Here is a 23,760-nt window from a genome sequence, read left to right on the forward strand (position 1 = left end):
GCCTATCGGTATCGCAATGCCCATTTTTGAAGCATTTTCGGAAAGCATTTTCCGTCACTAGAGAACTATCGGCATCGAAGCGCCCACCTGAAGCCCAGGACCAAGCCGGTCTTGATCGCGGTTCCGACCGGGGCATCGATCGGGAACCTTGGCCGGACATACCAACTCGCTGAACGTACGTTCAGCGAGTTGGTCATGCCCGGGACGTTGAACCTCTTAAACCGGGGATCAAACCAAACCTATTTCGCCCCCCAGTGGGTGTTCTTAAGGAAGGTCACCAGGTCAGCCAGCTCTTGGCGGGACAGCTGTTCGTCGAGGCCGGAAGGCATCATTGAAACGGGGCTGGGACGCTGCTCAACCACGTCTTCCCGGGGAATCCGCTGCTCAGCCCCCGGGCCGAGGACCAGGGTGACGGTCGTGTCGGATTCATCTTTGATCATCCCGCTGAACGCATCCCCGGACTTGGTGATCACGGTCACCGGTTCATAGCTGCGAACGAAGCTCGCGCTGGGGTAGACTACGGCCTCTAGCAAGTCGCGCTCGGTTCGAGCCTCGCCGATCCGCGTCAGGTTGGGGCCCACCTCCCCCCCCGCGTAGCCAATCCGATGGCACTGAACGCAGGCCGTCTTCGTGCTGTTGAAAACAGCCTGGCCCCGGCTCGAATCCGAAGGAATCGACTTCAGCTCCTTAAGCAAGGCATCGATGCGGGCAGACTGCTGTTTCAGATCAGGAAGGAGCTGAGCCAGGAGTTCGGCGCCTTCGGACTGAATCGTCGGCGAATATTTTTCGAGCACAGGTTTAAGCTGTTCAGGACGAAGGGAGTTCCGCGCTTTGGCGGTGCGGAGCGAAGACAGAAGCCGCTGCCCCATTTCGTCGCCGGCTCCTTCTTCAAAACATGGGAGGAGGGCATTGATCTCCAGAGGACCGACTTCCCGCAGAGCATCCAACAGGGCGGCACGCTGGTCCCTGGCGATCTGCGATCGGGTCAAGGCCTTAACGCTCAGGCTGCGCAGCGTGGGATTTACGTCAGGAGAGAGATGGGTTCGAACCAGGTCAAACTCAGCTGCACCCAACGGACTGCGCGCCGAACGGCTGGCGAGCGATTGAAGGCGGATATCGATCGGAGCCGTCAGGTTCGCGGCCAGATCCTGGGCGGCCCGTTGCGCCGCATCCTCAGCCCCCGATGGTTTCAGCTGCCGAAGCAAGCGGAGAGCGGAGGAGAACAGGTCGCGCTGGGCGGCTTCGGAGCCCAGGGACTGAACGGCCGAGTGATCCGATAGGATAGCTGCCACCAGCTTATTCCAGGAAGAGGGAGGCTCCTTGATCCCAGCATTCGCCAAACCCTCCAGGATGACGTTTCGTAACGGCAGCGAGTAACCCAAATTACCCGCGGCCTGCGCCAGCAGCTTTTGGCCATCCGTGTTCTTGATGAGTACCGGGATCAACGTTTTAACCTGAGCCACCTTCGCTTCCTGAGCCCAGGTGGATAGCTGCAGCTTCGCCCATTCGACAAGCGTTTCCGCCCAGTCCGATCGACGTCGGATAATCCAATCCGCCGCACGTCGAAGCTCGGCATCGCTGGAGGTCAGGAACGGTGTGACTTCCTGCGGCTTAAGGTCAGTTCCATCGCGTTCGGCGAGTGCGATCAGCGCGGCCCGTTGAACCGCAGGCGATGGCGCCTCCAGAGCGCTGCGCAGCTCGCCGACAGCCCCGGTGCGAATCAAAGCTTCGATGGCAGCATGAGTGGCAAAGGGTTCCCCCTTGGCCTCGGAGACGCGCGCCTGCCAGCCGCTGGTGTTGCCTTTTCGCACGCTGGCAGTGACGCGGCGGGATGGGGGTGAAGCTGGAGCACGAACCAGCTTGCCCGACTTGGACAGGGGCCGAACCCGGTAGAGGTTGCCCAAAACGTCCGGCTTCCACAACTGACTCGTCGGGCAACAGAGTTTATACCAGCCACCGGTATCCACTACGACGATGGAGCCATCGATGTCTTCGAGCACATCGGTCGGATGAAAATCCGTGTCGTCCGTGCTCAGAAAGTCGGTCGAGTCGGCCGTGAACGTGGCTCCGGATGCCCGGAGCTGATGCCGAGTGATCTTGTGCAAGTTGAACAATGTTGCGAAGAAATGGTTTTGGGAGGGATCGCCCCAGACTGGAGAGGTCGCACGACAGAGGCCGCTCGGAGCGCCGGCCCCGTATTGAACGAACGGATGCAATAAGTCCGGGCTCGTTCGCTTCACCGCTCGGTCCTCGACATTGCTGTTCTCCTTCCCGTAAACGCCACCGTAGATGGCGTGGGCCAGGCCATCGCGAAAACCCGGCTGGCTGAAATCGATGAACGTGCTGGTAAAGATGCACTCGCCATCGGCGGTGAACGCGACCTCCACCGGATTATCCATGCCTCCGGTCATAATGCTGTCCATCTCGGATCCATCGGGGCGGGCTCGAAAGATGTGCGCGCCCCGGTCCAGATGTGCTTTTCCCGAAACGCCGTTGGTCCATTGGATGGGTTCGAAGGCTCCTTTGGTCCAGTAAATGAAGCCATCCGGCCCCGCATAGGGTCCGTGAACCTCGTTTCCACAATGAGTGGAGGGACGCCCCACATTCCACCACTCAACACGCTCGTCGGCTCGGCCATCGCCATCCTTGTCGAGGAGTTTCCAGATGGCCGGCGTGCCACCGACATACACCACTCCGTCATGCCAAAGAATTCCCTGGAGCATGGGCAGCTTGTCGGCGAAGACCTCCGCGTGTTCGAATTGACCGTCGCCATCCCGGTCCTCCAGGCGCAGGACTCGCCAGCGCGGATTCTTGGCTTGCTCGGCGGGCGGCTGGCTGGAGCCACTGGCTTCCGTCACGTACAGGCGACCGCGGTCGTCCAGGCAGGCATTGACGGGTCGGAGCACCTGGTTGGTAGTCGCGATCCGTTCAACGGTGAATCCCTCCTGGACCAAGAAGCGACGCCCGTCAATGACGACGGATGCCGAAAAGGCGGAAAACGCCACGCTGAAGACTGCGGCCAACGGAAGGACTCGTCGAAGCATGCTCCTTTGTGCCCTGAGCGGCTACGAACGTCAAGCGACGCGTCTGGGCGGACACCGGGGGGCGTGATTAGCCGGGGCCATCGCCACCGACGAAACCGCACCGAGCCGCCCTATGGTCCCCCCCGCTACTGCGTCACTCGCAGCCGCAGGAAGGAGACGTGTTTGCCAATTTGCTGCGCTGGGACAGTGCTGCGCAGGTTAACCGTGGCCGTGCCGTCACCATTGTGCTGCGTGGATAGGTAGACCCAGTCATTGCTGGCAGAAGACCAATTGACAGCGTCGGGACTGCCCTCGATGTCGAACCGGACGCCCTCGGACTGCAGATTGAGCCGGTAGCTGAGCACAATGTGCGTCGCGGTAGCGCCGTTGATCTCGACAGTTCGAACGCTCGCCTGGATCACTTTCACGACCAGCGGAACCGACGGATCGGTGCCGGTTGCATACTCCAACAGATTGAGCTGGCCATCTCCGTCGGTGTCGCCCTGTGGCGATAATGTCAGCGGGACGGTGTCGGACTCACCCGGCTTGCCGTTCAACCCCGCGCTACAGCGCCAATTTCTTCCCAAGGAGTAATCTGGAGCCGGCTTAGACAGCGGGTTCACCAATACGATGCTATAGCCGCCTCCATCGGCATCGACCGGCCAAGGCTCCGAATCCTCGTAACGAAAGTCAGCGATGATTCCCCCCGCTTTGTCGACCAAGGTCAAACGTTCGCCGCCGTTGCTCAGGTTGTCGACGAAAGTCCCAGCGATGCGGATTTCCGGACGATTGCCATAACGGGCCAGAAACGCAGCTCGGTCGCCGCAAACCACGACCCGCCCGCCGGCCGGAAGGACCAGAGCGGTTGGATCGCCGCTGCTGAAATTGAAAGTGACACCGTTCGTGAACCGCACTTGCGACAGATCAATGGCCGCGGCTCCGGTGTTGAGTAGTTCCAAGAACTCGTAGTCCGCAGCATTGGGCGATACCAGCGCTTCAGTTGGAGTGGGAGCGGCGGGATTGTACATGATCTCCGAGATCACCAAATCAGACTTAGATGCCGGCTGAGCACCTACCACATAGGTTGCGACGGTCAGCGGAGACCAAACGCCGTTCGCGAACGTTCGCGCTTTGATGACGGTCGACGAGGTCAATGTGAGCGGCTCGGTGTAAGCCTGGGCCGTGATCGGGGTGGCGGGAATGTTGGCGAGAGTCGCCGTAAGCTTGGGGCTGAACAGCGCATCGTCATCGGTCTTGCTGAGGTTGATACCCAGAATCGCCAAGACGTTCTCTCCTGCCACCAGACGGGGCACGCCTGCCCCAACGACGAGATCGATCGCCGTCGCAGCGCTTGAGTCCCGCCATCCAGCCGGTAAGGCGTTGGGCACATTCGTGTAGGAACCGACGACGTTGCTGCGGATGTTGGATCGCGCGACTTCAGCGCCATTAATATAGGCGATAAAGGCATCGTCTCGACGGATGCGCAACTTCAGGGAGGAAATCCTTGAGAGCAGGTCGTTGTTTACGGTGAAAGGAACGCGAATAAACACCGTTGAGCTTTTCCCCAGCATCGCCTCTCGAATGTCTCCCTGACCGGTGGCACCGCCACCGATGTGGGGATACAAGGGGGAGGCTGCGTCGTCAAAGCCCAGCCCCATTTTGGCACCGGTCCAGGCGAGAGTGGAGGCCGTCGGGCCTAGCTCGCGATCGGTCCAGTCAGCGAAGGCTACCGAAGACCCGCCGTTCTCGGCGGTCGGCACGAAGTAGCTGCCAGGGGAGTATTCCTCTAGGATTACCTGATCCTGAGACGTTGGAGTCGGATAGTTGGCCGGACGTGGGTCGGATCCATCGGTGGTGTAGTACACCGTTCCGTTCACGTACGCCTTACCGGCGGGAGCCGTGCCCGAGAAGGGGCTCAGGTTCAGCTGAAAACCCGAAGGCACCGCGCCGCCAGGATGATTGAGCACGGGAGGGCGGAAAATGTAGACACCGTTGGCAACCTGGTCGTCGATCCAGTTCAGCCGGGTCGTGATCCAGTTCTTCATGTAATTCACGGTGGACTGGAACGTGGTCAACGAACTCTCGATCGCAGCGTTGGGCCACGGAGCCTGCCCTAGGATTTGGTGCTTGCGATACTGCCTCGCGGCGGGTGATTGCACACTTTCGGGCATGCCATTCCGAATGAGGTTGGTATTCCCGTCCAGCATAACCGCTACCACCGCCTCGATGCGAGCCATCAAGGCGGCCGTTGACCAAACACCCTGGCGCAGTTCCCAATAACGATCAAAAGTTCGCAGGCGATATTCCGTGTCTCGGTGGAGCGAAGGATACCAAAGGCCTCCGGCCAAAGCGCCCGTGCCCGATTCATCGTACAGCCAACCCGTAGGCACTTCGCCCGTGGCATAATTGGCGTTGCCCAAGGAGATGTTGAAATCCCACAAAGGCCCGGCCCGCATTTTTCCACCCCGATCCTTGTGATAATAAGTGCTAAACACGTAGCCATCCACCTGCTTCGAAATCTCGACCCACCACTGGGCGTCGATAAACGAGGAGACATCGATCCAGGCCGCGTATCCTTTGACTGGATCGGCGAAGGATGGAGACGTCAGTGCTCCTTCGAAGTTGGTCAGATAAGCGGTGAGATATCGGGTTTGAGCCACCGAGAAAGCCTCGGGATCATGACTCTGGATGGACACGCCTCGGGGAGTCGACCAGGAGGTGGAGCCAGGGCTGCTCTTGTCGGTCTTAAAGATGTAGCCGCCAGAGATCAAATTGGAGTCGGTAACCCTCGGATTAATCTTCTCGATGTTCACCCGATTCTTGTTGCGCTTGATTTTCTCCACCAATAAGTAAACGCCACGATAATCCCCGTAAGCCACCGGTTGGTTCGCGCGTTGATTGAAAATGACCTCCACGAATCGGGTGCGAGACCCCAGATAGTCGGGGCGAGCCTCATTCATCGTTGAATACACGAGGTAATTTCGCATCAGGGTCTTGTCCGACCAGGGTCCATGCAAAATCCAATCCGACTCCGCCGGCAAGCCAAGCACCGAATCATCCCGATCCTGATTCCGTTCGTCCCAAATCTCCCACGCGTAGGACTTTTGTCCGAAACCGGAAGAACTCTCACCGCGCATGTGGGCGCCACCACGACTCTGGAACGATGGCACGGAGCTCAGGCTCACTCGGCCTGAAACCGGGTCCTTGTCAAACACCGCCGCGTAGATCGGACGGAACGGGCGTCCGCCGCTGGCGTCCGTGCCGCCGGATTCAACATCCACCCCGAAGCTATCCATGACAATGACCGGCAACGGGCTGGAGAAGGGCTTGCCAGTTCCGGCGAACTGAGTGAGCGAAGCATCGAGCTTCAAGAAAGTGCGGCTGGCTACCTTGCCGGGCAGTAGCCCAGGAGCGAAGACGCGCGCCCTAATGTTACGGGTGTTCGTGATCGTGAACGGTGATGTGTAGAGCGGTGAGGCGATGGTTGGAACCGTGTTGTTCAGGGTGTAACGAACTTCCGCCCCCGCCGCTTTGGGTGGAGCGATCGAAAGCAGTACCGGTTCGGAGGTGGAGATCACCCCGCCCTCACGCGAAAAGACCACGTCTTCCGCCGGCAATCCGTCCGCAACCAGGCTGATGTTCTTGTTGGTGGGGGTGGGCGTTTCGAGATAGCCCAACTGACGGGCGAAGCCAATTTCCCCGTAGGAAACATCCGCCTGCTGTGGCCCATAACGAAACTCCGAAGCCACCGTCATCGTGGGGCTGATCAACGCCAGGTAGCCGCCATTCTTCTCGAGGCTAAAGTTGGCATGCAATTCCGCGTTCGTGGCGCGGCGGTCCAACCCGGTAGCCCAAATCAGGCGATACCTGTTGGTGGCCAGGTTGAAAGCCGGAAAGGGCCATTTGGTCTTGTTGGTAGGATCATCCGTCAAATACCAACCGGCCATGGACATGGCTGTCGCGCCGCCATTATATATTTCGATCCAATCGGAAGCGTTTAGGTAGTCGTCTTCGAACCCCTCCGCGTTGTCCGCCAGAAACTCGGTAATCACCACCCCTCCGGTCTGGATAAAGGCAGTGGGAGTGGTGGCTACGTCCAGAGAATCGATGAAGATGTCTTGGGTGGCTTTCTCAGTCGTGCGGGCAGTGATGGCAAAGCGGTCACCGACGTGACGAATGTATCCGGGCACGGCCAGATTCTCCACGATCACCGCGGTGCCGTAGATAATGTCCAGGCCTGCGCTGTCGTTTCGAACGGTCAACAGACGGGAAACCCCATCAAAAACGAACGGATAGGGAAACGAAGCGATGCGGGAGCGATCCGTGTAAATCACAAACTGGCCGGCGGTTTCACCGGTCTCGGGATCCACATAAGTATCGAGCCCGACCACCAAACCATCTTCAAGCGAGTACCCCAGCTCTCCGTCCCCATAACCCGCAGGCAGATCCCCCACATTCAGTGCCAATCCCATTCCTGGAGTGCCGGTGGCCGTGAGTTTGAGGTTAAATTTAGCCGTGAAGCCCGAGATGTCCTGCCCTATGTCCAGGTCCGGAAGCTTCAGGGCCACGCTGGTGTTGGTGTAGCCATCCCGCGTTAGACGCAGGGTGTTGGTCAGAACCGAGGCGGTGGGAGCGCCCAGCGACTCGATGAACGTGCTTTCGAGCACTACCCCATCGTTCCAGTTGTTGGTTCCGGGAACGGTGCCATTGGCAAAGGTGAAGGATTGGGGGCCATACTTTCCAGCCATGGCCGATGGAATGAAGCCAGCCATCGACAGCAGGACCAGGAACCCATGGAATGACAGCACGGTGGCAAGTGGGCGAAGGCGGGCAGAACGACAATTCATAAGCTCAGTGAAAGGGATGTCTGTCCGAATAATGTGTCCTCGATCCCCGGCCAGGGCAATCCATAAATCGCGTCAGACAGTACAACTCCTGATCTGGTGTAGTATCGGCCGTTCCGGCAAATGGTCAAGCAGAGGCAGGGTACGGCGGGGTGTGCTCCGAGAACGATTCAACGCTCTCGCTTCAGTCGCAAGGCTTCGCGGAGCTTGGCCAGAGGCAAGGTGTTGATGACATCATCCTTACGCAACCACCCCTTGCGAGCAATCCCAGCCCCCAAGCGGAGATACCCGGCATGGCTATTGCGATGAGCATCGCAGTTAATGACGCACTTGACCCCCTTCTTGCGGGCGTACGGCCAGAGCCGCCAATCCATATCCAGCCGATAAGGGTTCGCATTCAGCTCGATCCAGGTCCCCGTCTCCGCGCAGGCATCGATGACCGCCTGCTGATTCACGGCGTAACTCTCGCGCTCCAGCAGCAGCCGCCCGGTGAGGTGTCCCAACATCTGCACGTATCGATTCTCGCAGGCGCGAATCAAACGCTTAGTCATCTCTGCTTCGCTTTGGGTAAAACCCTGATGTATGCTGGCCACCACCACTTCCAGCTCACTCAACACATCATCCGGAAAATCGAGCCTTCCCTCGGAGAGAATATCCACCTCACTGCCGCTCAGCAGACGAAAGTCACTTCCTTCATCGGAAAACCCGCGATTGATTTCGGAGATCGCCTTCAGCTGAGTGCGCAGGCGACCCGCATCAAGCCCTCGGGCCTGCGCCGAGCTGCGCGAATGATCGGTGATCGCCCAGTAGTCGCAGCCCAGCTCGTGAACATGGGCGGCGATGTCCTCCAAGGGATGATGTCCATCACTCCAGTTGGAGTGATTGTGAAGCGATCCCCTGAGCTCGGTCCATTCCAGAAGCCGGGGGAGCTTCCCCTGCTCCGCAGCTTCAAACTCCCCATGATCTTCCCGAAGTTCCGGTGGAATCGGCTGGAGGTCCAGCGCCTTGAAGATTTCTTCCTCATTCGCACAAGGCACGGCCAACTGGGGATCGCGGGTCTCCTCGGACGATCGAAAAAGGCCATACTCGTTCAAACGGAGCCCTCGCTCGATCGCGCGCTGCCGCATGACAATGTTGTGCTCCTTGCTGCCGGTGAAGTAAGCCAAGGCGAAAGGAAACTCCGTATCGCTGACCACGCGCAGGTCGGCTTGGATTCCGTGCTCCAGGATGACGCTGGCCTTCGTATCGCCCTTGGCCAGCACTTGGCTCACTCCCGGCTGGCTGGTGAAGAAGTCCAAAATCGACTCCGGCTTCCGGGACGAAACCAGAAAGTCCAGGTCGCCCACGATCTCCTTCCATCGGCGAGCGCTGCCGGCCAGGCTGCAACGGGTGACGTCGGGGTGGCCTCGCAAGGTATCGAGAACGGCCTCCGCGGTCGTTAACGCCACGTCCAAACGGTGCCGGGAGGCGAACTTTTGACGAAAAGCGATCCCATCCAGAATCTTGGCCTGCGTTTTCTCACCAAATCCGCTCAGCTCAGCGATCTTGCCCTCACGGCAGGCTTGTTCAAGCTTGGGCAGGGAATCGATGGACAGTTTGTCGTACAGGGCCTTGACCTTCTTGGGTCCTAGCCCTTGGATGGTCAGCAGCTCCATCAGGCCCGCTGGCATCGAGGCCTTCAAGGAATCGTAATACTCCAGTTTCCCGGTGGTCACGAGCTCAGTGATCTTTTGCTGAAGCGCCTCGCCAATGCCCTTGAGTTCCCCGAGCCGCTGCTCGGCGACCAGGGTCGCCAAGGGCTCGGTCAGGGCTTCGAGATTTCGGGCGGCGTTGGCATACGCGCGGGTCTTGAACGGGTTCTCCCCCTTCAGCTCCAGCAGCACCCCAATCTCCGTCAGTATCTCCGCGACCTGGTCTTTATCCATGTCCGCGAATCATGCGAAATCTTCTCTAGTTTGCCAAGAGGCTACTCGAGATCCAAGCGGCCCCAGTCCTCCGGACGCCCCTGCACTCCGGGACGAGGAGACCAGGCCAGCCTCGACTTGTTGATGTTCTCCCCGCCCGCGGCATTGGCTTTGTCCCCATCGTAGATCAAGAGGTTGAAGCCAATTCGGCGGGTTAAGGTGATTCCGGCCTCGTGGAATGGAATAGCCACCTGGACGCGGTAGCCGTCCGCGGTGCGCTGAGATCGAATGAGAGTCCGGGGAGCTGTCTGGGCGATCGGCCCTGGCCTCGCATCGGCATCCCGCGCGGCGTTGACCTGGCCGGTGCTGTCGAAGGGAAAGATTCCGAGTTTGAAGCAGCTGAAGGTGTTTTCGGCCCCACCGCTGGGATCGACGCAAATTTCCACGGAGTCCGAACGCCAGTGCCCTTTGATGTCGTTCGGGGCGATATTGCTGACGACCGAATCGTCTTTCACGTGAACATCGACGTAGAGGGTTCGATCGACCACCGCCAGCCGAAACTCCCCGCTGCTGTCCGCGGAATCCTTGACCTTCCCCTGCCAGGTCTGCGTGAAGGGGATGTAGTGCACCGGAGTCGACTCCCATCCGCGGCCACTCCCATCCATCGAAGGTGGCTCCGTGAGGGCTCTGACCTTGATCAGAGGCACGACATTCGCGATCAGGCTGGCCTGGGTCTCTCCGTTGACGTCAGTGGTCACGACCTGGACGACCGCGGTGCCCAAGGCGTGGGCGGGGGGAGTGATGCGGGCCTTGAACATTTGGGAACGGTCGGCGGGCACCCGATACGAAGCCTGCTCGGATCTCAGCAACCAGTCGCTCTGGCCTGCCAAGCGTAGAGTTCCCTGGAGTGAGTTGGTGGTGGGATTCGCCAGCTGAAATCGGATTTCGTTCGCCTCCCCCGCAACAAGGGACAGATCGGCCGGGACGCGGCGAGCCAGGCCCTCAATGTGCTGCTCACGAATCCAGCGGTTATAATTGGAAATCGCAGCTCTGCTTTGGAATTCGATCTTGATCCCGGCGCGGGTCTTGGGATCCGGCTCCGGGCTGAGCAGGCGGTCCTGCGTGGTCGGGAGGCCGCGAAACAAATCATCCTCCTTGGCCAAAGGCAGGACACTCAGGATCGGACGGAAGAGTTGGGCTTGCCGCATCCTAGGGCCGGCGGTGAAACTTCCAAAGGCTTGAGAACGGTGGTGGGCGATGCCTTCCGCGGCGATCTGCCAAGGCTGCCGACCATCCACCAAAGCCCGGGTCGTGGGAATCACAGTACTCAGGGTTTCATCACCACCTGTATAGTAGAGCTTCCGACACTGCCAAACAGTCAAGCCTTCGGAGCTAAGCTGGTCCGGGAACCGTTTAGGATCCGCGGCGGCCACCACCGCTTCCGTGGCCAGCACTCCGGCCGCCTGATGGTTGCCGTGCTGACCAGCCACCGGAGCAGGATCCATAGTCACGATCACTTCGGGTTTCAGCACCCGGATATAGCGCACCAGTCCCCGTAGTGTTTCGTCCCGGTTCCACCGCTGCAGAGTGGCGAGCAAGCTTTCCGTATACGCGAAATCCTTTCGATCGAGAAAGTAGCAGTAACTCACACCCAGGGTTTGGAGGCAGGCGCGCACCTCGGCTTCTCTAAGGATGCCCAACGCGTCGCCCGACTGGGTGCCGACCATATTGCCTCCCCCCTCGCCCCGGGTGCAGTAGACCGCAGCGACGACCTTGCCCTGCCCGTGCGCATAGTAGGCCAAGGTGGATGCGACTTCAATCTCGTCGTCCGGGTGGGCGAACACGCCGAGCAGATCCACCTTGAGCGCCGCTGGCCGAACCTGGGCTCCGCACACGAGCGCAAACCCACTCAAGATGGCAGCGACGATCAGCGCTCGGCCACCGCTTAACATGTTTCCTGATTTCATCTCGAGAATCCCACCATACTACATCTTTCCGCTAGTCTCGGCTGCCACGAGGGCTTCCCAGGACTGCCAAAGCTGCCGAGTTAACGGGTGACACCTCAGCTGGGTGCCGTCAAGCCCCACCACTTCAATGACCCCATACGTGCTCAAACTGATGAACATGCCTTCCACAGGCAACAGGTCGTCTGGCCGCACGGTGACTTCGCTCACCGGTACTCCCAGGGAACTCGCTAGCCCGACGATGGTGGATCGAGCAATACCAGGCAACCCACCCGATTCAATCGGCGGCGTGAACAACCTTCCTTCTCGAATCCAAAACACATTTCCGCTCGAGGCCTCGGCCACTTGCCCAGCCACATTGCACACCAATGCCTCTTCCACCCCCGCTTCCTCCGCTTCGCGACGAGCCAGGATTTGGGGGAGCCGATTGGCCGTCTTCATCGATGCCAGCGCCCCGGGTTGCAGCCGGATCTGCCGCGATGTGACCAACCGCCATTGCGATGGAGAACCGGATTCCGCGCCGTTGGGTTTCTGGGAAAATGCGGCCAACGTCATCACCCAGGTTGGATGCTCAGCACCTCGAGGTGAGTAACCCCGTGGCCCCACTCCTCTGGACACCGCCAATCGGAGGACCCCTTCTGAGATCCCGTTGATACGGGACAACTCCTCAGCTGCCTGGCGCAAGTCGATACTCGAAAAAGGGGCGCGAAGCTGTAGAAACTCCAAGCCACGGCTGAGCCGATCCCAATGAAGGTCCCATTGGAAAGGCTTTCCGTTCGCGACTCGCAGGGTCTCGAACAGGCCGTCCCCGTACATCCATCCCCGATCAAAGATCGAAACCTGAGCCTGCGCTGCCGGGATAAAACGGCCGTTCAGAAAAACGTTCCCGATCATGGTTGTGACGGATGATGTTGCACGGGTGATCTTTAGCTTACCCACACTCACTCACTCGAGCAAAATCATGCCTAGCAGGCCGCCTGAAGGCGGAACTCCGTACGAGGGACAAGCCTTTCGGCGCACGGAGTTCCTGCTTCAGCAGGTCGGGCGCGCGATCTCACTTCGAGGCCCCCCTCCGCCTGAAGGCGGAACTCCGTACGGGGGACGGAGGCCTTGGGGTATGGAGTTCCTGCTTCAGCAGGTCGGGCGCGTGATCTCACTTCGAGGCCCCCCTCCGCCTGAAGGCGGAACTCCGTACGGGGGACGGAGGCCTTTCGGCGCACGGAGTTCCTGCTTCAGCAGGTCGGGCGCGCGATCTCACTTCGAGGCCCCCCTCCGCCTGAAGGCGGAACTCCGTACGGGGGACGGAGGCCTTGGGGTATGGAGTTCCTGCTTCAGCAGGTCTCCGCACGCAATGTCACGTGGGTGCCACCTCCGCCTACGGACCAGCTAGCGCCAGCACAACCCGGAAGCCGACGTATCCAGTCTCACCTTCAGGATTGGCCTCCCGGATGGCCGAGCGACATTTCTCCGGTCGACATCCCCAGCTTCCCCCACGATAAACTCGATAGGTGCCGCTAGTTGGCCCCTGAGGGTTCGTCACTTGTCCTCCCGGATAGGGACCATACCAATCCTGGCACCATTCCCACAGCCCTCCATGCATATCATAAAGTCCCCACGGATTGGGCAGCTTCTCGCCTACGGCCCGCGTGGTATGGCCGCTGTTCGAAACGTACCAGGCGTAGTTGGCCAGATTTGTGTAGCCAGGGTCATCCCCGTAGCTGAAACGGGTCGTGGTCCAGGCTCGGCAGGCGTACTCCCATTCCGCCTCCGTCGGCAACCGGTAGACGCAGTTGGGGGGGATGACTCGGGCTGCCCGTTCCCGCCGAGTCAGTAGGGCGCAGTAATTGGTGGCATCCTCCCAACTCACCGTCTCGACCGGCCGATTGAAATCCCCGGTAAACACACTCGGGTAGCTTCCCACGACCCACTGATAATCAGTCTGAGTTACCTTGTAGCGAGCCATGTAGAATCCTTGAGTCAGAGTCACGACTGTTTGCGGACCTTCATCTGGGAGTCGACCCACCTCGTTCGAGGGGCTTCCCATGCGAAAGCTACCGGGCGGGATGAACACCAAGTTCGGCCGCACGTCCAGAGTCGCGCGATAAAAACGCTGCGGGCCAGTGGCAGGGGTAGGATCGGTCCAGAGATGGGTCGGCGTTGACAGCTGAAGGAAGCTCAAACAGCGCCAGGAGGTCTTCACTGCCGGTGAGGTTGTGTATTCGATGGCATAGACACTTCCGACGGCTCCAGTGATCGTGAGACCCGAGTGCAACCGAATCTCGAGACTGGCGGGGGCGGACTGCGCAGCGAGGCCGGAAGGCGTTTTCTCAAGGGCCAGACACAGCAGGAGAACTCGAAGAGCGGCTCCACAAGAAAGAAGCGGACATAGCACCGCACGCTGTTTCGGAGTGGTGGTCATGGGGCGACATTCGATGGAGCTGGCAGGCCTGTCAAGCCGCAGAATTCCACTTGGACGATGAATCGGGCGCTGCTAGCTTTCAGCCACACCCCGTGGGAACGCGCACGGCCCCCTCGTGGTTGTAAATCATGACGCACCCACGTTGTAGCATCCTTCCCGCGGTTTGTGCCTGGCTGGGCGGTGCCAGCGCACTGATGGCCGCACCCTGGCTGGAATCCGCCGCTCCCCAGCTGGCTATCACTTTTCCTGAAAGCCTGGTAAGTCGGGTCACGGTCCAGGGAACTCCCGACATCGCCTACCGGCTCAACTTCACGGGCGACTTCCGAATCTGGAGCCAGTCGCCGGCCCAAACCGCGGATGCCGAAGGGAGAGTGTCGTTTCCCATCTCCGCAGAAGCGAGGGGACGCTTCTTCCAAGCGATCTCCACCGGCGAGCCAAGTTCATTCGCGGATCCGGCGGAAGTCACCCTGGGTAGAAGGCTCTTTCTCGAAACGCGGTTTGCTCAATTCTTCGCCGCCCACTGCGGCTCCGAACTCAACGCCCCCTTGGCGAATGGCGGAGATCCGGCCTTGGCGCGAACGCTTACTGTCAACGGCGCTCTTCCAGGACCGTTCCTCGGCCAGTCCATGAATTGCCGAGCCTGCCACCTCGGGGACGAGTTTCGGGGAACTGCCCCGGGGATGAGGACCTTGGCGGATTTCGCGATTCGTTCCGCCATTCCCGATCGGGGGGACTCTCGCCGCACAACGGTCCGCAACTCCCCTTCCTTGGTCAACCTGTCCATCCATCCGACCGGCCGGGGGTTGTTCCATTATGATGGAGAGTTTCCCGACGTCCGATCCCTCGTTCGAGGCACATTGACGGGACGGAACTTCGGCTGGCTTCCCGAAGAGCGAACTCAAGCGGTTCAACACATCGCGCGGGTCATCCGGGAAGACGACGGCCGCGCATTTCTGGGTCCCGAGATGGGCGGATCCTACCCACGCCTCCTGGCTGGCACCGACCCGCAGATCCCACCGCCGCTCAGGCTCCCCGCAGGCCTGCGACTGGAGGTCTCGAGAGCCCCAGACGAGGAGATCCTCGACCGGGTTGCGCAGTTGATCGAGATTTACCTCAGCTCGTTGCGGTTCTCGATGAATGAAGTCGGATCCTACAATGGCAGTCCCTACGATCTGTTCCTGCAGAAGAACTCCCTCCCCCGTCAGCCCCAAGCCGGCGAGGACGACCTCAGCTACAGTCGCCGGCTGCGCCAGCTGGTTGCCCGGATGGCTAACCCGCAGTTTGTGACTCCGGCGGACGGGGAATTCACCACCCTCAACCAAGCTTACCGCTTCGGCGCAGAAGAACTGCTCGGGTTGAAGATCTTCCTGGCGGAGCCCTCACTGCCGCCGTCGACCGGACAAGTCGGCATTGGGAACTGCTTGGTCTGCCACCCTGCCCCGCATTTCACCGACTTTGACTTTCACAATTCGGGCGCGACGCAGTGGGAATACGACGCGATTCACGGGGAGGGTGCGTTCGCTCAGGTTCTGATCCCGAGCGCAACCGAACGAGCGGCGCATCCGGAAGACTACCTTCCTCCGAGTCCGGTCCGCCCCCTCGCCACAGGTCGGTTTCTGTCAATTCCAACGCCCGACAGACCAGGAGAAATGGACTTGGGGTTGTGGAACGTCTACGGGAATAGCGAGATCCCATGGGTGCAGGATGCCCTCCGGGCGGTTCTCCACCCTCGATTTGGCTCGGATGACCCTCTGGAGATTCTTCCGCACACGGTGGCCTTATTCAAAACCCCAGGTCTCCGAGCGCTCGGAGCCTCAGCGCCTTACCTGCATACGGGCCAGGCTTCGACCCTTGAATCGGTGATCTTCTTCTATCGATTCACGGCAGAGCTAAGTCGGGCTGGGGAGTTACGGAACGGGGATTCGGAGATGCAGAGAGTCTTTCTTGGCCGATTTGACGGTGCTCCACTGGCCGCTTTCCTCCGTTCGCTGAACGAGGATTTTCCGCGGTGATCTGAAGAAACTAAAAAAAAGAGACCGGACCAACTTGGTCCGGTCTCTCGTGAGGAAACGAATCGCTGATCAGCTCGAGTTTATCGGCTGCCGCGATAGTACTTCTGCTTGCCGCCCGCCTTCGGATCAAGGGTGACGGAGTTCTGCGGGAGCGAGGTGTAAGGTCCGGCAGGATTATCGGCGGATTGCAGTGTGCCGTCAGTCGCGATGGTCACCTGGCCGTTCGCCGCGGGGGTCAGTGTCAGAGTCGGACGGGTGACCAGATTCAGCGCCTCCAAGGTGACTCCGTCCAGGATCGCGTTAGGATCGGTGAGGGTCGGGTCCTGGCGTCCGAACGTGGTCGCCATGATGACCATCTTCTCACGTTGAGTAACCAACTCAGCCGAGACGACTGCGCCGGAAGTGGTCAGGTTGACGCCACCTTGGACTGCTGGCGGAGAGAAGTCCTGAGCAACGAGCTCGCCGTCCACATAGATGTTGAACCCGCGGGTGATGCAGCATTGTTCATAGAACATCAGCTGCAGCTTGTAGGTGCTGCCCGGGAGGAGCCCATCCAATTCGACCTTGACGGTTGATCCGTAGCGAATCGATTGCATGACCTTTTCGATCACGTCGTCGGCCTCGCTCTCACCGTATTCCGGTGTGTCCCAATTGGGGATGTTGTTGGGAGCCGTGACACGGATCCCCGGCGCATTGTCCGCAGTGAAGTTGGCATCGCCTGCCTGACCTGCTGCGCCGGCGCTGCTGACATTGAAGGCGTAGACAAAGTTACCTTCCAGATCGAGCCCTTCCCCGGGATCGCCGCCGCTGATCGCCTCGATGGCCACATTCGCGACCGTGGTGCGCGGCTTGGCGGTGAGCGGATCTTCACCGAGCGAGTATTCGATGTAGTCACTCTGTCCATCCCCGTCGGTGTCCGCCTTCACAGGATCGGTGTGGCTCGAATTGACTTCCTGCCCATCGCTCAAGCCATCGCTGTCGGTATCAGGATTCACCGGGTCGGTGTGGGTGGTGTTGACCTCCTGGCCATCGCTCAGCCCGTCGTTGTCGGTGTCGAAGCTCGACGGATCGCTGTGGCTGGTGTTGACCTCCTGACCGTCGCTCAGCCCATCGTTGTCGCTGTCGGAAACCGTGGGATCCGTGCCCAGGGTATACTCCAGGTTGTTCGCGAGGCCGTCGCCGTCTGAGTCACCTGTTCCTGTCTGCGTGAGGTTGCTGAACAGTTGGTTTTCCCAAGCGTCCCAAAGGCCGTCCCCGTCTGAGTCAGCCGCATCCTCCTCGAGTTCGAGGGTGCTGCCATTCACAATCGCATTGTGGTCGGCCATGGTCGGGTCGGTAACGCCCCGACCATCCAAGACCACGATCAGCTCCGTCCCCGTGGCCACGAAAGTGTGGGTGACGACGGCCCCGGTATCCCGCGGCGTGGAGTTGTTTGGTCCAGTGAACCCGCCCTGCCACTGATAGGGAGCAAACTCCCGAACCGCCAGTCGACCGTTGATGAGCACGTTGAAGCCACGAGCCCACAAATACTCTCCGAACAACAGTTGCAGCTTGTAGCGGGCACCTACCGTCAGATTGCCAAAGGTGAGAGTTACTGCCGGCTTGGATGCCACTGCGGCCTCGCTCCAACGAATGCTGCTGATGACGGAGGACAGAACCACCTGCTCCTCGCTCTCACCGAAATTGACGCCTTGATTCCAGTTGTCGGCAACATGGCCGGAATCGACTATTGAGCCTTCAACGTCGTCCGCAGTGAAGAGGGCGTCGCGCACTTGGCCGCCAGGACGGGCATTGCCGTAGCTGATGGCATAAATGAAGTTGCCTGTGAGATCCAACCCCTGATCGTCGGCAGGACCAGTAAACCGCTTGGCGGTCGTGAACTTCGGCTTGCGGGCCGGGTTGGTTGGATCGGTCAATAGATGGACCTCATCATAATCCCCGAACCCATCGCCATCAGTGTCTGCTTTAGCAGGATCCGTGAAGTATCGCCGCACTTCCACGGAATCCGACAGCAGATCGGCGTCGCCATCGGCTTTGGTCGGATCCGAATGATAGGTGATTACTTCCTCGCGATCGGTGAGACCATCGTTGTCGGTATCCGCGCGGGTTGGGTTGGTATGATGGACTTTGATCTCATCGGAGTCAGTGAGACCGTCGTTGTCGGTATCGGCGAGGGTGGGATTCGAACTGCCCGCCAGCTCTTCAGCATTCGTCAAACCATCGCCGTCCGGGTCGGCTGAGGCGGTTTGAGACAGATTGCCGAAGAACAGGTTTTCCCAGGCGTCATCCAATCCGTCACCGTCCGTGTCACCGGGAGCCGAGACCAGTTCCACGGTTACCGCGTTGAGGATTGCATTGTGGTCGTTATAGTCGGCGCTGGCGCCACGGCCGTCCAAGCGAATGGTGAGAGTCGGAGAACCTGCCACGTGCTGATGCGCAATCAACGCTTCTTGCAAGCGATTGTTCTGGCCTCCTTGCTCTACACCCGGGTTGAAGTCCTTGACGATCAGGGTCCCGTCGACGAAAACATCGAAGCCACGGTTGCAGCAGGCCTCGCCGAACATGAGCTGAAGCTGGTAGGTCGCCCCGACGCGTAGGCTACCGAGGGTCAGAACCACTTCTGGTGTTGCCGACCCGGCATCGCTCCATCGAATGCTGCTCGTGGCTCGCTCCAGGTTGTCGTCCGCTTCGGACTCGCCGTAGTCCACGTTATACCAGTTCAGAATCCGATTCCCAGCGCTCAGGCTGGCACCGGACACTTCCGCATTGATTAAACCTTGAAACAACGCGTCTCGAACTTGAAAGGATTCTCCAGGGTTACCGCCAATCGCGAGGGCGTAGAGAAAGTTGCCGTCCAGATCCAATCCTTCCCCTTCATCGCCACCGGCGATGATACCGATCGTGGTTAAGGAAGGATCGATGATTTCTGACGTTGCGCCTTGAACAGACCCAACGGCAAGAGCCGTTGAGACTGCACAGGCAGTTAACAATCGAACAGGGTGAGCTTTCATAGAGTATGTCATCATTCTGTAGTGTCCACGGTTCCGGACGAGGGGGTCTACGACCTCGAGAGGAAACGTCTTTACAAACTTGAGTCGGGGTAGCGAGTGGGTGGTACTGAAAGTTGGACAGTAAGTCAATCTGAGAATTCGAGAACTTCACGAGTGAATGACGGTAGCGGGGTCTCAATCCTAGGTTCAAAGTACGGTTTGACACACCAACTATTTCGAGGGTATTTCAACCGCCGCTATGAACCACAAATCCACCACACGTCTCCTACTTATTGCGACTGCGTTGATCACCACTTTGGGCCTGGGCGGCTTGGCGCAAGCGCAGGCCAAGAAGGGCAAAACACGCCCGATCACCACCGGACAGCTAATGAAGGGCTTAGTCAAGCCGCACTGCGACGCCCTCAAGAAGGGGTTCGAAACCGCCCCGGCCGACGACAAAGCCTGGGCGCAACTTGCGGTGCACGCCGCGATGATGAACGAAGGCAGCTACCTGCTGATGGATGATGGCCGTTGCCCCGACGGCACCTGGTCGGATGCCACGACCAAAATGATGCGCCACGGCAGCGAGGAAATCCTGAAGGCCATTGAGGCCAAAGATCTGGCTGCGGCGAAAACGGCATTCGGTGCCATGACCAAGTCGTGCAAAGCCTGCCACGACGCCCACAAGGAGAAGCACTAATTTTCGATCACCTGCGAGGCCCGATGACCGCGCCTCACAGGATTCGATTCCGCGCGAAGAGGCCATTGGGGTTAACCCTGGCCTTTTTTCGTTTCTTTTTTTCTCAGCGGACTGACGTTCGTCGAGCTGGTAACCCACAGGAGCATTCGAGAACCACCAACGGCCAATGGTTGAAGCCGCTTCCTTTTGAATAACCCGGAGACAGGACGGTCTAATGAGATGGTCCTTTGGCCCGTATGACAACAAATCCGAACCTTTTCGAGTGGAGCCCCTTTCTGGCGCCATTCCACGCGGTGGTTCTTCACTACCCGATCGGCTTTCTCACCATTGCGTTCTTCCTGGAGATTTACCGGACACGACGGCCCAGCGAGGAGGCGCATCGGATCACGACCTGGGTCATCGCCTGGAGTCTCTTTACGGGCGTCATCGCCGCAACCTTGGGAATCATGCGAGCCGGATCGGGCGGCTACGAAGTGAAGACCCTGGACCTGCATCGTTGGTTCGGCATGGCCGTTCCGTTCCTCACTCTCCTGACTCTGTGGCTGCAGATCAAATCTCCTCGGCTAACGGGCTTTCGCGGTGGCGGGCTGGTAGGCTGGACCTACCGCGGAGCCTTGCTGGTGACCCTCACGATGCTGGTCATCGCCGGTCATTACGGCGGAAACCTCACCCACGGCTCGAGATATTTGGTGGAGAACGCTCCCGAGTTTATCCGTACCTTTCTGGATGAAGCACCGGAGGAACAGGGCACGAATGGCAGCTCCCCGGCGGTGAACGGGGCTGTTGAAGTGCCCGGAAGCCGGCTCTATCTGGATAAGATCCGCCCCGTGCTCGAAGCTAAGTGCATCCGCTGCCACGGCCAAGAAAAGCAAAAGGGCAAGTATCGCCTGGACAATCGGGAAGACGCGCTCAAACCGGGCGAGAGCGAACAACCCGGCATCAAGCCCAACGATCCCTTCGAAAGCCAGGTGGTGCGGCGGATCTTTCTGCCCTCGGACCATGACGAAGCCATGCCGCCTTCTGGCAAGGAACCTCTCACCCCTCAGGAGATGGTCGATCTGGTCCAGTGGATTCAACTCGGTGCGCCGTATGCCACGGGATCCCCGGCTCCAGCGTCCCCGCCTGCCAGCTCAGCTCCTTAAGCCTGAGCCCGTGATAAGGGCAATGGAATGGAGGGGTATCGGGCCAACTCCATTTTTAGGTTTTGAGCTGAGCGGCTACCCTCCGAGTGTCCGCACGGCTCTCCTCGCTTACAACTCGGAGGCGTAGCGCATCAGATACTGTGTTACCAAACGCACTCCGAACCCGGTTGCGCCTTTCTCCAGATGCGGCACATCACGGCCGCCCATTGCTGGCCCAGCGATGTCCAGATGAACCCATTTGGTGCTCCCCGCCCAGTGCTTCAGAAAGCTGGCCGCGGTGCACGCGCCACCCTCTCGGCCGCCCGTGTTCTTGACCAAGCCCGCGTCGCTGCGGATTTGATCGTCATATTCCTCGCCCATGGGCAATGGCCAGACCCGGTCACCGGTCTCCTCCCCGACGGCGATCAAACGCTCTCGAGTCAGTTCGTCATCGGTAAATAGCCCCGCGCGCTTTCCGCCCAAGGCCACGACGCAGGCTCCAGTGAGCGTGGCCAAGTCAATCATCAGGTCAGGGCGATAGGTTTCGCGGCCGTAAGCCAGAGCATCGGCCAGGACCACGCGACCCTCCGCATCGGTGTTGATGACTTCGATCACCTTTCCATCCCAGGTGGTGACCAGATCGCTGGGGCGATACGCCCGGTCACTCGGCATGTTCTCGGCGCTCGCAATCAGCCCGATGAGCCGGATCGGTAGCTTCAGCTGACGAACTGCCTGAACGATCCCCAGCACAGCGCAGCCGCCCATCTTGTCCCACTTCATGTCCTCCATCCGGTCCGCCGGCTTGATGGAAATGCCCCCCGTGTCGAACGTGATCGCCTTGCCCACCACCACCACGGTTGGAACCTTGGCCGAGTTGCCCGGGCCTTCGATGCAAATCAGCCGGGGAGGGTTCGCCGAGCCTTGTCCGACCGCCAGAATCCCCCCAAATCCCTCACGCCTGAGCGCCTTCTCATCCCAAACCCGGCAGCGGAGGCCCAAGGACTTGGCGAGGCTGCTGGCTCGATCGGCCAGCTTCCGTGGGGTCAAAATGTTCGGGGGCTGGTTCCCAATGCTGCGCGTGAGATTGGTGGCATCCGCCAGTTCCCACCCCATTCGACTTGCCTTCTCCGCTCTCAAGCGCTCGCTGAGTCCCACCCAGAGTTCCAGCACTTGGACGCGTGTCTTACGGCGCGCGTCCGGGGCCTTGAAATCCTCGAACCGGTAGGTGGCCAGAACCGCTCCTTCGGTCGCGGCCTGGGCGTGGGACTCAAACCCTCGCAAATCTAGACAGATCCCCTCTGCTCCGAGTTTGGACAAGGCTTTAACCCCCTGCCCGGCCGCCTGACGGATCGTATTCGCCGACAGCGCCGAGGAGGGCCCCAGCCCGATATGGAGCACACGCCGAGAGCCTTCTCGAAGTAGGCAGGTGGTGTTTCGAGCGCCATTGAACTCCAGTTTGGAGACCGCTGGCAGGCTCCGCGAGTCTTTGGTATGAAAGCAGACCTGATCGTGTTTGGAGCTTGGCTTCGCGGTGGTGGTGATGCGCAGTGCGTTCATAGTCGGTTAACAGATTCCAGAATGCGGGAGCCAAGGTTGCCAGGCCAAGCAGAATCCGAAGCGTCAGACAGCATCCAGGAATTGCTGAATCTCGGCGTCGGTGTTGTAGAAATGAGGCGAGACGCGGACGTAACGGTTTCCTGCGCGATCCCCGCGCAGGGACGTCGTGATTCGTTTGGCGGACAGCTGTGCATGCAGTTCGGACATGTCGCTTCCCGGGCGATGAAAACTGACGATCCCGCTCGCGTTGGCCATGGCCGCTAGCGGCTGAAGGACCGTGTAGCCTTTAGCCTGCAACGCCGGAATCAAGATCGCTCGTTTGCGCAGCAGTTCCGACGCGATCGCGTCCACTCCGAGTTCCAGGATCAGTTCCAGGGAAGCGCGCAGCCCCACGAGTCCCAGGAGATTGGCACTCCCCGCCTCGTAGCGACGGGCGTCCTTGCGAAACTCGATGGTGTCCGCCGTCAGAAAATTCGGAGACTTCACATTGTGCCACCCATACACCGTGGGACGAATCTGCTCCTGAAATTCCCGTCGCACGTACATGATCCCCGCCGCGCAAGGCCCCAGCAGCCATTTGTGGGCATCGGCCGCCATGGCGTCCATCCAGGAAGCGGACAGCGGAAACGCGCCCAGGGTTTGAATCGCATCCACACAAAAAGGGATGTGCCGCTCGCGAAGCCATTTGCCGACGGCCTCCACTTCGAGGCGCCAGCCGCTCACAAAATGGCAGGATGCCAGGGCCACCAAACGGGTATTCTCGTCCACCTGCCCGATCACATCGATGAATCGAATTTTACCCAGCTCACGAATGTTCATCATGCGCACCTGCACGCCCTTCTCAGCCAACGCGAGCCAAGGATAGACGTTCGACGGATAATCCTCCTGATAGATCAGGATATTGTCTCCCTTTCTAAACCTAAGCCCAGAGGCGATCAGACTCAGTCCAATCGAGGTGGGCCCCACCAGGGCGATCTCGTCGGCACCAGCACCGATCAACTGGGCCGCCAACTGGCGAGTCTCGGCAATATACGTGGGCGAGAGCACCATCTCCTGATCGCCCTGGGTGCAACCGGATGCGAAGCGCGCGACGGCCTCGGAAACCCGCTTCGGCAACGGGCAGACAGCGGCGTGCCCGAGGAAAATCTCGTTGCGCACCACCGGAAATTCGTCACGTCTGAGCTCCTCATTCGAGAGCAATTCAGCAATTGTCATGGGCACAGTGT

General features: G+C 59.8%; 12 protein-coding genes. 3 read left to right on the forward strand and 9 right to left on the reverse strand.

Going from position 1 to position 23,760, the window contains the following annotated elements; genetic code table 11:
• Positions 1-239 precede the first annotated feature (239 nt).
• The 6 genes from JNN07_20710 to JNN07_20735 form a co-directional block, all read right to left on the reverse strand.
• A complete protein-coding gene (locus JNN07_20710) occupies positions 240-3,044 on the reverse strand; it encodes a c-type cytochrome (GenBank protein ID MBL9170168.1) in 2,805 nt (934 codons plus the stop codon).
• Positions 3,045-3,169: 125 nt separating this feature from the next.
• Complete coding sequence (locus JNN07_20715) at positions 3,170-7,870, reverse strand: CotH kinase family protein (protein ID MBL9170169.1); 4,701 nt, start codon at positions 7,868-7,870, stop codon at positions 3,170-3,172.
• 167 nt (positions 7,871-8,037) lie between these two features.
• Positions 8,038-9,792: a DNA polymerase/3'-5' exonuclease PolX gene (polX, locus tag JNN07_20720; GenBank protein MBL9170170.1), complete on the reverse strand. Its 1,755-nt coding sequence runs from the start codon at positions 9,790-9,792 to the stop codon at positions 8,038-8,040.
• Between the two features lie 41 nt (positions 9,793-9,833).
• On the reverse strand, positions 9,834-11,738 hold the full coding sequence (locus tag JNN07_20725; protein ID MBL9170171.1) for a PIG-L family deacetylase: 1,905 nt from the start codon (positions 11,736-11,738) through the stop codon (positions 9,834-9,836).
• A gap of 18 nt (positions 11,739-11,756) precedes the next feature.
• A complete protein-coding gene (gene pabC, locus JNN07_20730) occupies positions 11,757-12,629 on the reverse strand; it encodes an aminodeoxychorismate lyase (GenBank protein MBL9170172.1) in 873 nt (290 codons plus the stop codon).
• Positions 12,630-13,110: 481 nt separating this feature from the next.
• Positions 13,111-14,154, reverse strand: a complete 1,044-nt coding sequence (locus tag JNN07_20735; protein MBL9170173.1) for a formylglycine-generating enzyme family protein — start codon at positions 14,152-14,154, stop codon at positions 13,111-13,113.
• Positions 14,155-14,282: 128 nt separating this feature from the next.
• Here JNN07_20735 and JNN07_20740 point away from each other — a divergent pair, with 128 nt between their 5' ends.
• Positions 14,283-16,166: a hypothetical protein gene (locus JNN07_20740; GenBank protein MBL9170174.1), complete on the forward strand. Its 1,884-nt coding sequence runs from the start codon at positions 14,283-14,285 to the stop codon at positions 16,164-16,166.
• Positions 16,167-16,246: 80 nt separating this feature from the next.
• On the opposite strand, the gene JNN07_20745 is transcribed toward JNN07_20740, so the two are convergent.
• Positions 16,247-19,177, reverse strand: a complete 2,931-nt coding sequence (locus tag JNN07_20745) for a hypothetical protein (protein ID MBL9170175.1) — start codon at positions 19,175-19,177, stop codon at positions 16,247-16,249.
• A gap of 238 nt (positions 19,178-19,415) precedes the next feature.
• On the opposite strand from JNN07_20745, the gene JNN07_20750 reads away from it, so the two are divergent.
• A complete protein-coding gene (locus tag JNN07_20750; protein ID MBL9170176.1) occupies positions 19,416-19,856 on the forward strand; it encodes a cytochrome c in 441 nt (146 codons plus the stop codon).
• A gap of 236 nt (positions 19,857-20,092) precedes the next feature.
• Complete coding sequence (locus JNN07_20755) at positions 20,093-20,998, forward strand: hypothetical protein (GenBank protein MBL9170177.1); 906 nt, start codon at positions 20,093-20,095, stop codon at positions 20,996-20,998.
• 108 nt (positions 20,999-21,106) lie between these two features.
• On the opposite strand, the gene JNN07_20760 is transcribed toward JNN07_20755, so the two are convergent.
• Positions 21,107-22,534, reverse strand: a complete 1,428-nt coding sequence (locus JNN07_20760; protein MBL9170178.1) for a leucyl aminopeptidase — start codon at positions 22,532-22,534, stop codon at positions 21,107-21,109.
• Between the two features lie 63 nt (positions 22,535-22,597).
• Positions 22,598-23,749, reverse strand: a complete 1,152-nt coding sequence (locus JNN07_20765) for an aminotransferase class V-fold PLP-dependent enzyme (protein MBL9170179.1) — start codon at positions 23,747-23,749, stop codon at positions 22,598-22,600.
• Positions 23,750-23,760 lie beyond the last annotated feature (11 nt).

Source organism: Verrucomicrobiales bacterium (genome assembly GCA_016793885.1).
Taxonomy (GTDB): Bacteria; Verrucomicrobiota; Verrucomicrobiia; order Limisphaerales; family UBA11320; genus UBA11320.

Bases quoted from the DNA above. Each gene is read 5' to 3' on its own strand.
- JNN07_20765 (MBL9170179.1), bottom strand. From the start codon at position 23,749: ATGACAATTGCTGAATTGCTCTCGAATGAGGAGCTCAGACGTGACGAA.
- JNN07_20710 (MBL9170168.1), bottom strand. From the start codon at position 3,044: ATGCTTCGACGAGTCCTTCCGTTGGCCGCAGTCTTCAGCGTGGCGTTT.
- pabC (MBL9170172.1), bottom strand. From the start codon at position 12,629: ATGATCGGGAACGTTTTTCTGAACGGCCGTTTTATCCCGGCAGCGCAG.
- JNN07_20715 (MBL9170169.1), bottom strand. From the start codon at position 7,870: ATGAATTGTCGTTCTGCCCGCCTTCGCCCACTTGCCACCGTGCTGTCA.
- JNN07_20750 (MBL9170176.1), top strand. From the start codon at position 19,416: ATGAACCACAAATCCACCACACGTCTCCTACTTATTGCGACTGCGTTG.
- JNN07_20745 (MBL9170175.1), bottom strand. From the start codon at position 19,177: ATGAAAGCTCACCCTGTTCGATTGTTAACTGCCTGTGCAGTCTCAACG.
- JNN07_20740 (MBL9170174.1), top strand. From the start codon at position 14,283: ATGACGCACCCACGTTGTAGCATCCTTCCCGCGGTTTGTGCCTGGCTG.
- JNN07_20725 (MBL9170171.1), bottom strand. From the start codon at position 11,738: ATGAAATCAGGAAACATGTTAAGCGGTGGCCGAGCGCTGATCGTCGCT.
- JNN07_20735 (MBL9170173.1), bottom strand. From the start codon at position 14,154: ATGACCACCACTCCGAAACAGCGTGCGGTGCTATGTCCGCTTCTTTCT.
- JNN07_20760 (MBL9170178.1), bottom strand. From the start codon at position 22,534: ATGAACGCACTGCGCATCACCACCACCGCGAAGCCAAGCTCCAAACAC.
- JNN07_20755 (MBL9170177.1), top strand. From the start codon at position 20,093: ATGACAACAAATCCGAACCTTTTCGAGTGGAGCCCCTTTCTGGCGCCA.
- polX (MBL9170170.1), bottom strand. From the start codon at position 9,792: ATGGATAAAGACCAGGTCGCGGAGATACTGACGGAGATTGGGGTGCTG.